The 12,763-nt window shown below is 44.6% G+C and carries 9 protein-coding genes and 1 other RNA gene; all 10 read right to left on the reverse strand.

Annotation, left to right across the window (positions count from 1 at the left end):
- Window positions 1–311, reverse strand: an RNA gene (gene rnpB, locus VIM88_RS00240) — RNase P RNA component class A; the annotation flags it as partial.
- Window positions 312–360: 49 nt separating this feature from the next.
- Complete coding sequence (locus tag VIM88_RS00245; protein WP_331860873.1) at window positions 361–639, reverse strand: cation transporter; 279 nt, start codon at window positions 637–639, stop codon at window positions 361–363.
- Window positions 640–760: 121 nt separating this feature from the next.
- Window positions 761–1,630, reverse strand: coding sequence for a succinate--CoA ligase subunit alpha (sucD, locus tag VIM88_RS00250; protein WP_331860874.1), 870 nt, complete (start codon window positions 1,628–1,630; stop codon window positions 761–763).
- A gap of 3 nt (window positions 1,631–1,633) precedes the next feature.
- A complete protein-coding gene (gene sucC / locus VIM88_RS00255) occupies window positions 1,634–2,806 on the reverse strand; it encodes an ADP-forming succinate--CoA ligase subunit beta (protein WP_331860875.1) in 1,173 nt (390 codons plus the stop codon).
- A 188-nt stretch (window positions 2,807–2,994) separates the two neighbouring features.
- The gene (fumC, locus tag VIM88_RS00260; RefSeq protein WP_331860881.1) at window positions 2,995–4,392 is read right to left on the reverse strand and encodes a class II fumarate hydratase; all 1,398 of its coding nucleotides are present in this window, start codon (window positions 4,390–4,392) and stop codon (window positions 2,995–2,997) included.
- Between the two features lie 39 nt (window positions 4,393–4,431).
- Complete coding sequence (gene mdh, locus VIM88_RS00265) at window positions 4,432–5,388, reverse strand: malate dehydrogenase (protein ID WP_331860876.1); 957 nt, start codon at window positions 5,386–5,388, stop codon at window positions 4,432–4,434.
- Between the two features lie 258 nt (window positions 5,389–5,646).
- A complete protein-coding gene (locus VIM88_RS00270) occupies window positions 5,647–7,830 on the reverse strand; it encodes an NADP-dependent isocitrate dehydrogenase (protein ID WP_331860877.1) in 2,184 nt (727 codons plus the stop codon).
- Window positions 7,831–7,985: 155 nt separating this feature from the next.
- Complete coding sequence (locus VIM88_RS00275; protein ID WP_331860878.1) at window positions 7,986–8,432, reverse strand: hypothetical protein; 447 nt, start codon at window positions 8,430–8,432, stop codon at window positions 7,986–7,988.
- 140 nt (window positions 8,433–8,572) lie between these two features.
- Window positions 8,573–9,181: a DUF302 domain-containing protein gene (locus VIM88_RS00280; protein ID WP_331860879.1), complete on the reverse strand. Its 609-nt coding sequence runs from the start codon at window positions 9,179–9,181 to the stop codon at window positions 8,573–8,575.
- A gap of 78 nt (window positions 9,182–9,259) precedes the next feature.
- On the reverse strand, window positions 9,260–12,763 hold a 3,504-nt coding region (gene dnaE / locus VIM88_RS00285), incomplete at its 5' end, for a DNA polymerase III subunit alpha (RefSeq protein WP_331860880.1).

The raw sequence follows: 12,763 nt of genomic DNA on the forward strand, positions 1-12,763 counted from the left end.
TGGGTAGTTATTTATCTAGGCACATTGTTGCCAATGCGCTCGAGCGAAGTATGAGTGCTGATCTAACAGCTTGTGAGACTTATACCATATACTTCTTGCTGCGGACAGGGTTTACCTAGCTACCTATGTTACCATAAGCACTGGTGGGCTCTTACCCCACCCTTTCACTATCACCGCCGAAGCGGCTACCTACTTTCTGTTGCACTTGCCCTCAGATCACTCTGGCCATCCGTTAGATGGAGTCCTGTCTCACTTGCAGCCCGGACTTTCCTCTCGTGGCTGACGCCACCAGCAACTACCTGTTGCACCTATTAACATTATAACATATTATAATGCTAATAATCCAGTTTTATCACAAAATTATTGGCTCATTTTACCTATAGCACAAGAGACAAAGCTTTTTGCTTTCACAGAAGTACTTTCAGCAAATCCCATTTCATCAGAAACAAAGGGATAGCCCAGTTTTTTGAGCGCTTTTCCCAACTCCTCTACCTGCTCCTCTTCTAGTTCCAGGGTGATCTCACGAGGCTGTGTATTGAGATCCACTTCAACTGCTCCGAATTTTTCAAAAAGCTTTTCTTTGAGTGTGGTAGCGCAACCGCTACATTTTACATTTGCTACCTGAAATGTTTTCTGCATACTATTGCCTTTTTTTTAATCATACACTAATAATATATAAAGTGACGTAAAGATAGGGAGTGAATGTTGGAAGATTCCCGGGGAAGCTCCCGGGAATGATGAAAGATGACGCCGGTGTTGATTACGAAAGTACTTCGCTCACTGCCTTACCGATCTCTGCCGGAGAGACAACCACTTTAACACCTGCAGCTTGCAGCGCATCCATTTTTTCTTTGGCTGTACCTGCTGAACCGGATATGATCGCACCTGCGTGCCCCATTCTTTTTCCAGCCGGTGCCGTTTGACCCGCGATGAAAGCAACCACTGGTTTAGTGATGTTCTCTTTGATATACTTTGCGGCCTGGATTTCAAGATCCCCACCGATCTCGCCGATCATTACGATCGCTTCTGTTTCAGGGTCTTCCTGGAACATTTGAAGCAACTGCTTATAGGAAAGACCGATGATAGGGTCACCACCGATACCTACAGCCGTAGAGATACCAAAACCTTGTTTCACTACCTGGTTTGTACCCTCGTAGGTCAATGTACCGGACTTAGAGATAAGCCCTATGTTCCCTTTCTTGAAGATCATACCCGGCATGATCCCAATCTTGCACTCTTCCGCTGTGATGATACCAGGACAGTTTGGCCCGATGGTCATCATTCCGTGCTTCACTGCATAGGCTTTTGCTGCCTGCATGTCACGAACAGGGGCACCTTCGGTAATGATCACTGCCAGCTCGATCCCTGCATCCGCCGCTTCCATCACCGCATCTGCCACGAATGCAGGCGGAACGAATACCATAGAAACGGTTGCGCCAGTCGCTTGTACCGCTTCTTTGACTGTATTGAATACAGGCTTGCCAAGGTGTTCTTGTCCGCCTTTACCTGGTGTTACACCACCAACGATTTTTGTTCCGTAAGCGATACACTGCTCCGCGTGGAACGTACCTTCGCTACCTGTGAAACCCTGAACGATAACTTTTGTGTCTTTATTTACAAGAATACTCATTTTTTACTCTCCTTTTGCCGCTGCTACTGCTTTTGCCGCACCGTCTGCCAGGTCGGTCGCAGGGATTACGTTTGCGATATTTGCATTTTTGAGGATCTCTGCCGCTTCCGGTGCATTCGTACCGTCAAGTCTTACGATGACCGGTACGTGTACATCAACCAGCTTCGTTGCTTCTAGAATACCGTTTGCGATACGGTCACATCTTACGATACCGCCGAAGATATTCACGAAGATCGCTTTTACATTCGGGTTCTTAAGGATGATCTCAAATCCTTTTGCAACGGTCTCAGCGTTTGCCTTACCACCTACATCCAGGAAGTTTGCCGGCGTACCGCCCATATAGTTGATCGTATCCATCGTACCCATCGCAAGACCTGCACCGTTTACCATACAACCGATCTCACCGTCAAGCGCTACATAGCTCAGTCCATACTGCCCTGCTTCTCTTTCATCCGGATCTTCTTCAGAGATATCTCTCATTGCTTCGATATCAGGGTGTCTTCCCAATGCAGAGTCATCAAAGCCCATTTTACCGTCAAGTGCAAGGAAATCACCAGATTCTGTTTTGATCAGTGGGTTGATCTCGATCATCTCTGCATCGTTTTCCATGTAGAGTTTGTAAAGTTTTGATGCAAAATCCATCATCTTTTTCTGCTCGTCTTTATCCGTGATACCAAGACCAAATACCAACTCTCTACCATGGTAACCTTGGAAACCGATCGTAGGGTCCACTGCGATCTTGATGATTTTTTCAGGAGTCTCATGTGCTACAGTTTCAATATCCATACCACCTTCGGTTGAAGCCATGATGATCGGCATTTCAGCCGCTCTGTCAAGTACAACAGAAAGATATAGCTCATCAGCGATCGCTGCACCCTCTTCAATATAGACTTTTTGAACCAATTTACCCTCAGGGCCCGTTTGGTGTGTTACCAAGGTCATCCCTAGGATCTCATCTGCCAGTGTTCTTACTTCCTCTAGAGATCTGGCAAGTTTAACACCTCCACCAAGTCCTCTACCGCCTGCATGGATCTGTGCTTTTACAACCCAGATCTTTCCGCCCAGCTTTTCTGCATTTGCCACAGCTTCATCAGGTGTATTGGCAATAATACCTCTCGGTGTCGGGACACCATACTTTTGGAATATTTGTTTCGCTTGATACTCATGAATATTCACGTGTACTCCTTTTAAATATAATGCATTACTATACGATGAAAGAGGATAAGAGCTGGTTAATTTGCCTATAAAAGAGAGTGATTTTAGAAAACTGTTATGTATTTACACATTAAATGAGGGTATTTGGGGTAGTTTTTAGATTATAGTGGGGAAAGTGTCCCTTTTGGTAACAAAAGGGAGAGTAAAGATTATGCTTTTGGTGCGATCATCTCTTCAGGTTTTACATATTTGTCAAACTCTTCTGCAGACATCAGTCCAAGTGCTACCGCTTCTTCTTTCAAAGTGGTACCGTTCTTGTGTGCTGTTTTTGCGATCTTCGCTGCATTTTCATACCCAATATGCGGGTTCAGTGCTGTGACCAGCATCAATGAATCATTAAGGAACCTGTCGATGTTTTCTCTGATCGGTTCGATACCTACTGCACAGTTCTTGTCAAAACTGATCATTGCATCTGCCAAAAGTTTGGTGGACTGCAAGATATTGTACGCGATCACCGGCTTAAAAACATTCAGCTCAAAGTTACCCTGAGATGCTGCGATACCTACGGTAGCATCATTACCCATCACCTGTACCGCTACCATCGTCATTGCCTCTGCCTGCGTCGGGTTGACCTTACCTGGCATGATCGATGAACCCGGCTCATTCGCTGGGATTTCGATCTCACCCAAACCGCATCTAGGACCTGATGCCAGCCATCTGATATCATTGGCTATTTTCATGAGGTTTGCTGCAAGTGCTTTCAATGCGCCGGAAAGCACCACTTCCGCATCATGCCCTGTCAGTGCGTGGAACTTGTTCGGCTGAGACACAAACCCGTAATCTTTTGCCATAAAGCTGTTCAATTTTGCTGCGACCCTCTCTGAGAATTCCGGGTGAGAGTTCAGTCCCGTACCCACAGCGGTACCACCAATGGCGATCTCTCTACAGTAGACAAGCGCATCGTTGATCTGTTTGAGATTTGTCTCAAGCATTGCCACATAACCGGAAAGTTCCTGTCCAAGTGTCAGCGGTGTAGCATCCTGAAGATGCGTTCTACCTATTTTCACAATGTCAGCAAATGCTTTTGATTTCGCATCCAGCGTTGCTTTGAGCTGATTGAGTGCCGGGATAAGGTTGTCGGTGACGGCAACCACTTCGGCTATACGCATTCCAGTCGGATAGGTATCGTTGGAACTTTGTCCCTTGTTGACATCATCATTCGGATGTACCAGGTTCTCTTTAGTGAAGTCTCCACCAAGTATTTCTGTGGCTTTGTTCGCTACTACTTCGTTCACGTTCATGTTAGACTGTGTACCTGACCCTGTCTGCCATACCACAAGAGGAAAGTTGTCATCGAGTTCGCCTGCAAGGATCGCTTCACATGCCTGTGAGATCGCAGAGGTTTTATCATCGTCCAAACGTCCCAACTCCTGGTTCACCAAAGCACAAGCTTTTTTCAGGTTCGCAAAACCATATACGACTTCCAAAGGCATGGTCTCATTACCTATCTCAAAGTTATGTACGGATCTTTGTGTTTGCGCAGCCCAATATTTATCAGCAGGGACCTTCATCTCCCCCATAGTATCTTTTTCAATTCTGAAACCCATCATCATCCTTCCTTATATTATATTACGCTGTACAAGACTTTATGCGTCAAAAAAGTTCTTCTCTTTAAGTACATTGATCATACTTCTGACAGACTGAACACTTTTTTCAAATCTCTCTTTTTGATCGTCGTTCAATGTCATTTCAAACAGTTTTTCAACACCGTTTGCACCGAGTGCGACAGGCACACCGGAAACCACATCAGAATACCCATAATGCCCGTCAAGATAGACTGCACAAGGGTGGATCTGTTTGGTATCTTTCAAGATCGCTTCGACCATGATCGCTGTAGACTTTGCCGGTGCATAATAGGCAGAACCCGTTTTAAGATACCCTACTATCTCAGCTCCACCATGCTTCGTTCTCTCGACCACCTCACAGATATCCTTCTCAGATAAAATGTCCGTTAATGGTACACCGGCGACCGTAGAGAATTTTGGCAGTGGCACCATATCATCACCATGACCACCCATCACAGAAGCACGAATTTGACCTGCACCGTAACCGATCTTTTCAAAAATGAAGTGTGCCATTCTTGCAGAATCCAAAATACCGGCCATGCCGACCACTCTCTCTTTTGGGAAACCTGATTCTTTGAGTGCCACATAGGTCATGACATCAAGCGGGTTGGAAACCATGACAATGATCGAATCCGGTGCATGCTTTTTAACATCCTGTATCACCTCTTTGGTGATCTCGGCATTGATCATCAAAAGATCATCTCTGCTCATACCCGGCTGTCTCGGGCTTCCTGCAGTGATCACCACCACATCTGAACCTGCAATACCTTCAGCCTCTTCTGCTACAGATACGATCGTATGTGATCTTGCCGCATTGGCAGCCTGCGACATATCCAACGCTTTTCCTTTAGCGATCTCTGTATTTCTATCTCTCAATACAACATTATGGCATACACCGTTCATCGCAAGAATAAATGCTACTGTAGCACCAACGTTTCCGGCACCGATAACCGTTACTTTTTTACTTTTCTTTATCATTATAATCCTTTTTGGTGAGAACTATAGGGGACCTCTAAGCAAAACATAACTCATAACTTTTGTTATCAATTATGCCTTGCGGTAATCGAGGCTACATCAACCCTACGTCAATGGCACAGATGTGCCAGAAGTATCTTTTTACACTAGATAATCAAGAAGTGATCAGAAATAGGTTCTGATAGATGCGTGGCATCACGCAATTTTATTTTGGGTACAAGCATTGTACAAAAAAAGTACAATACTTGTATAGATAACTACTTAGATAGCATCAATAATTGCATTAAGTGTAGCAGAAGGTCTCATTGCCTTGGCAGCCAACTCGTCATTCGGATGGAAATATCCGCCCACGTCCTGAGGCTTACCTTCAACAGCAAGCAGCTCTTCCATGATCTTAGCTTCATTCTCTTTAAGTGCTTTAGCCACCGGAGCGAATTTCTCAGCTAGTTCAGCGTTTGAACCTTTCGCAAGTGCTTCTGCCCAGTATTGTGCCAAGAAGAAGTGAGATGCTTTGTTATCAGGCTCTCCCACTTTTCTACCTGGTTCTTTACTGTTATCTAGGTAACCGTTGTTTGCTTCATCTAAAGCCTCTGTAAGTGCTTTAAGTTTAGCATCGTCATGTTTTTGACCGATGAATCTCAATGACTCAGCCAATGCCAGGAACTCACCAAGTGAATCCCATCTTAAGTGACCCTCTGCAAGGAATTGGTCCACGTGTTTAGGAGCAGATCCACCCGCACCAGTTTCATACAATCCACCGCCTGCAAGCAATGGAACGATTGAAAGCATCTTTGCTGAAGTACCAAGCTCTAGGATCGGGTACATATCAGTCAAGTGGTCTCTAAGTACGTTACCAGTTACAGCGATGGTATCTTTACCTTCACGGATACGTGTATTTGTAAATCTTGTTGCAGAAGTGATATCCATAAAGTGAATTTCAAGACCTTCAGTGTTGAACTCTGGCATATACTTTTTAACTTTTGCGATCATCTGAGCATCGTGCGCTCTGTTCTCATCTAGCCAGAACACAACTGGGATCTGCTCGATCTGACCTCTTTCAAACGCAAGTCTGATCCAGTCTTTGATCGGGATATCTTTAGCTCTAGACATTCTCCAGATATCACCCGCTTCACAATCAAAGCTCATCAATTCTGTACCATCTTCAGCAGTTACAGTTACTTTACCTGCTTCAGCAAGTTCGAAAGTTGTTGGGTGAGAACCGTACTCTTCAGCTTTTTGAGCCATAAGACCGATATTCTGCATTGTACCCATTGTACTTACATCGAATTGACCGTGCTTCACACAGTCAGCTACCATCTCAGCGTGGAACATTGCGTAAGTAGAATCAGGAACAACTGCTACAGTTTCAAGAGCAGCACCTGTTCTATCCCACTGTTTACCACCTTCTCTTACCACAACAGGCATAGAAGCATCGATGATGACATCGTTAGATGCGTTAAAGTTTGTTTGACCTTTATCAGAATCAACCATTGCTATCTTTGGAGCATCTGAATCAACTGCTGCTTGGAACGCTGCTTTGATCTCAGCTTCTTTAGCGTGACCTTTGATCTTTTTCTCTAAGTCTGACATACCCATGTTTGGATTCACGCCAACTTCTTTAAATGTGTCTGCATATTTAGCGAATACATCTGCAAAGAAGATCTCAAATCCATGACCAAACATGATAGGGTCAGAGATCTTCATCATCGTCGCTTTCAAGTGAAGTGACCAGATAAGGTCTTTTGCTTTTGCATCTTCGATCGTTTGCTTGTAGAATGTTCTAAGTGCTGCTACTGACATGAATGTTCCATCAAGTACTTCACCAGCAAGTGCATCGATAGTTGCTAACTCTTTGCCGTTGAGTGCGATCGTCACTTTTTGTGCTTTATCCATAGTCAAAGATTTCTCGTTTGCGTAGAAATCTCCCTTACCTGCCATATGCGCAACATATGCTTTCGAGTTTTCAGCAAATGGCTTAAGTCTGTGTGGATTTTTTTGTGCAAATCTTTTTACCGCTTTAGCTGCTCTTCTGTCTGAGTTTCCTTCTCTAAGTACCGGGTTAACAGCAGAACCTAAACAAGTAGCATATTTTGCTTGAATAGCTTTCTCTTCATCCGTTGTTGGATTTTCAGGGTAGTTAGGGATATCATAACCTTGACCTTGAAGCTCAGCGATACAATCTTTAAGTTGACCTGCAGAAGCTGAAATGTTTGGAAGTTTAATGATGTTCCCGTCTGGTTGTAGAACCACTTCACCTAGTTTAGAGAGTTCATCTTCTGCTAGACCCATAGCTGCAAGTACTCTTCCTGCCAATGAGATATCACTCTCTACAACTTCTACGCCTGCTGCCTGGGTAAACGCGTTTACGATTGGTAACAATGAATACGTAGCTAGTGCCGGCGCCTCATCGATCTTTGACCATATGATTTTTGGTAGTTTTGACATAACTGTTCCTTCGATTAAATTAATGTGACAGAAGAGTAACACTTTTTTTGTATTAGTTAATTGAAATAGAATGTTATTAAAAAGTTATCTTAATTATTTGTTTCTATACTACACAATTTTTTGATGGTTTTGGATGGGAAGCCGGACTGTCCAAGCTACCGGACAATATACTCCGCAGGAAATCCGACTGAGATAGGGGTATGAAGTCTCACAAACAGGTCACCTTCCCCTGCTCTGCAGAGCTCATAGGGAACATACAGATATCTGGCAGAGATCTTCTTTTCAGCCTGGCTCTTCTCTTCCAAATGCAATCTTATTCCAGCGGGTACATCTTTGACAAATCTTTCAGGTATGAGCGTATCCACTGCCAGGACCATCACATCTACATCACCTTCTTTGATACGCCCGTTCAAAGTCTCTTCCAACAAGGCATAGCTCTCGGCCGAATCCTTGACTTCATTTTCATATAGTTCTATCTCACCGGCATCATTCAATAAGATCAAGAATGGCTGGAACTGTTTTCTTTTTTCCAGTGACTTTTGTGCCATATGGACGGCTTGTTCTAATATGCTAAATGCTTTTTCATCATCTTGGGTAGCCATGAGATTCCTGATCAAATTTTTAAAAGGTTATTATATCAAATGCATCCGAAAGTAAGTGTTAACAGTAGCTAGAGAAAAGGAAATAAACAAAAAAAGATACCCACACCCAAAAATGTGAGTATCTGCTAAAAAAATAGCAATTACCACTCGCCAGAAGCAGCATCCTCCATCATTGCGTACATGCCATTTCTTACTTCATTTGCAAGCCTTGAAAGTTCAGGTGATAATACATAACCACCATTGATCATGAGTTCCATACTCATCGTATAAATATAAATGTCACCATTGGGCTCTTCGACAAAACTAACTCTGCATGGCATAAACCCGATAAATTCTGGAGAGTGTGTTAAAAACATATCTGCAATATAGGGGGAACAGTATGACCGTATATGCGTAAGAAGTCCTCCATCCTTAAACAGTTTACCATTTCTAGGCATCGTTTTACTGTCGACCAAAGCCATGCCATATTGGTTTGCTGTTTCATCCATGATCTCTAAAGCATTCTCAAATGCTTCTGCTTTTGTCATGCCTTCGGGTATGACCATTTTTACTTTACGGATCATCCCTTTAGCCGGGTCACCTGTGGTCAATACCTTGTCAAACATTTTCAAATATTCTGGTATGGCCTGGGGGTCAAGCTTGTTCATCTGTTCCATTCTTGTACCCAGATCAAACTTCACAAAGGCAAAAATAAACCCAAATACTACTACTGTACCTACAAGTGTAAAAAAACCTTTAATTAATTTCATAATTATCCTTTTTTGTGTCAACGATGAACAATTATATTCTATATGAATAAAATTAAGATTAAAAAAAATTATATGATCTTAGCTTTCAACTTCCAAAGCTTCTTCCAAATAGATACCTATCTCCTTGGCCTCTTCCATGATAAGGTCACTTACCTTCATCTTCGACTCTATGATGACATCTGCAAGTTTAGACTTGATATGCAGCTCCAAAGGACGATTACCCGGGTATTTGTCTACTAGACACATCAGTTCTTCGACGATCTTTGCATCCGGCATGAGATTGAGGGCGAGTATCAGAGGCGGCTGTTCGGGTTCTTCGACATGTTTCACCTCTTTTTCCACTTTTATCTTCGCTTTCTTCGCATCTTTCATGCTGGAGATCTTCAATATGTTCATACGTGTAAAATCACCATCTTTCGTGATCTTTACTTTAAAGGCGATAGGCTTGCTGAGATCGAAATCTTCTTTCAGCTCCTTGAGACGATTTTCAAAGAGCATCAATTCGATATTTCCGTGCAGGTCCATGATATTGGCGATACCGAACTTATTCCCTTTCTTGCTTATCTTCTCTGTGATATTTTCGATCTTGCCGATGAACATCGCCTGTGATCCGTCTGCCAGATCATCTATCTCCGAACTTAGTGTATAGTTAATGGTATCGAGTGTTTCACGGTACTTGTCCAGCGGGTGTCCTGAAACATAAAAGCCTAGGGATTCCTTCTCCATTTCAAGTATTTCCATAGGTTCAAACTCAGCCATATGGGAAAGCTCTAACGTCACCGCGGTCATTTCTGCACCCTCGCCAAACAGTGAGCCTACCGCTTGTTTTTTCGCATCGCCTGCTTTTTTAGCTGTCTCTATGATCTCTTCTATCTGTGAAAGCATCGCTTTACGGCTATAGCCGAAACTGTCCAATGCCCCGGCTTTGATCAGTGATTCAATGACCTTTTTGTTCACCTTGCTTGAATCTATTCTCGACACAAAATCAGAAAAGTCCTTGAACTCCCCCTTTTCCCTGGCTTTAAGCATGCTCTTTATCGCAATGTCCCCTGCGCCCTTGATCGCACCCATACCGAACATAACGACCTCATCACCGTCTACCTTCCGTGCTTCAAATACAAGCCCGGAACGGTTGATATCCGGTGGAAGGAGCTGAATACCCATACGTTTGAGTTCATCCACATATTTGACCACTTTATCGGTATTGTTCTTTTCCAGCGTCAGGATCGCCGCCATGAATTCCGTCGGGTAATAATGCTTCAAATAGGAGGTATAGAACGTGATCATCGCATACGCTGCAGAGTGGGACTTGTTAAACCCGTACCCGGCGAACTTGACGATCAGGTCGAAAAGGTCTTCCGCTTTTTTTCTGTCAAACCCTTTCTTCTCTGCCCCATCGGCGAACTGGCCCTTGAGCTTGTCCATCTCTTCTTTGATCTTCTTACCCATCGCCCTACGCACCAGGTCCGCACCGCCCAGACTGAATCCACCGATCGTCTGTACGATCTGCATGACCTGTTCCTGATAGACGATGACCCCGTAGGTAGGTTTGAGTATAGGTTCAAGTTCAGGGAAGGAGTAGGTGATCTCTGCACGTCCGTGCTTACGTTCGACAAAGTCATCAAGCATCCCTGATTCCATCGGTCCGGGACGATAGAGTGCGAGCATCGCGATGACGTCTTCAAAACCGTTCGGTTTCAGTTTTTTCGCCAGATCCTGCATCCCGGCCGATTCTATCTGGAAGAGTCCGAGCGTCTCACCGGTACTGATGTAATCATACACTTCCTTGTCTTCGATATTCTCTTCGACAAAGCTGATGCGTTTCCCGTGTCTTTTTTCTACCAGCTGCAGTGCTTCTTCGATCACGGTCAAGGTTTTCAGCCCGAGGAAGTCGAACTTGATCAGGTCCACATCTTCCACATACTTTCCTGAGTACTGTGTCGCGAGGGTGTCAAGTCCTGTAGGTTTGAATAAAGGGGTCTTCTGCCACAGCGGTTCATTGGAAATAACCACACCCGCCGCATGCGTACCGGCATTACGGTTGAGTCCTTCAAGCGCCAGTGCATACTCCCAGGTTCGTTTTGCCTGAGGGTCGCTCTCTAACAGTTCTTTGATCTTAGGCTCCTTCTCATAAGAGCTTTTCAGGTCGATACCCAGTTCATCCGGGATAAGCTTGGCCATCGCATCTGCCTTGGAATAAGGCATATCAAGGACACGTGCCACGTCACGGATCACCCCTTTGGCCAAAAGTTTACCGAAGGTAATGATCTGTGCCACGTTGACCCGCCCGTACTTTTCGACCACATAGTCGAGTATCTCCTGACGTCTTGCCTGGCAGAAATCCATATCGATATCCGGCATCGAGACACGTTCAGGATTCAGGAAACGCTCGAAGAGCAGCCCGTAAGGCATAGGGTCGATGTCGGTGATACCCAGTGAATACGCCACGAGCGATCCCGCCGCGGAACCACGTCCCGGTCCAACAGGAATACCCATCTGTTTGGCCGCATCCACAAAATCCCAAACGATAAGCATATAGCCCGGGAACTTCATATTGTTGATGATATCTATCTCCACCTGGAGTCTGGCTCTATACTCTTCATGCTTTTCCTCCGGCACGATCTCTAGACGCTTTTCAAGTCCTCTTTTGGACTCCTCTATAAAGAGGACCTTGTCGTTCTCCAGTGAGTACTCTTTGTCCGGTTCAGGCATAGGGATGCCCGACTCTGCAGCACGTTCTCTGGCGAATTTGAAATTAGGCGGGGTCGGGTCGCCCAGTTTGATCTCAAGGTTGCATTTGTCCGCTATCTCCTGGGTATTTTCCAATGCTTCTGGGATGTCTGCAAAGAGTTCAGCCATCTGCTCCGGTGACTTGACATAGAACTCATGTACCGAGTGACGTAAACGATTGGGATCATCATAGAGTTTGTTCATCGCGATACACATAAACGCCTCATGGGCATCTGCATCTTTTTTCTCTGTATAGTGTGTATCGTTGCTGGCAATGATCTTGATACCCGTTTCCTGTGAAAGCCGGATGATCTGCTTGTCTATGCGGTGCTGGTCCCCGATGCCGTGACGCATGAGCTCAAGATAGAAGTCCTCACCGAACACATCCTTATATTTCAAGGCTACTTTTTTTGCTTCCTCATACCCTTTGGCACCAAACTTGACATTTTTCTCTGAAAGGTTCATATGCCAGTTGATCTCACCCTGCAGACAGGCGGAAGAACAGATCAACCCTTCACTATTCTCTTTGAGCAGGTCCCAGTTGATACGGGGATAATAGTAAAATCCGTCGATGTAGGCACGGGAGCTCAGATACATCAAGTTTTTATACCCTACTTCATTTTTGGCATAGAGGCAGAGGTGAAAACGCTGACGTATAGACTTGTCACCCAGGTCTTCTTGATTGTGCACATAGGCTTCCATACCGATGATGGGTTTGATACCCTCTTTCTTCATGGTATTGTAGAAATCAATGGTCCCGAACATATTTCCATGGTCTGTCATCGCTACGGAGGTCATCCCCTGCTCTTTGACCTTTTGCGCCAGTGCTTTGATCTTGTTCGCACCATCAAG

Source organism: Sulfurovum sp. (genome assembly GCF_036568385.1).
Lineage (GTDB): Bacteria > Campylobacterota > Campylobacteria > Campylobacterales > Sulfurovaceae > Sulfurovum.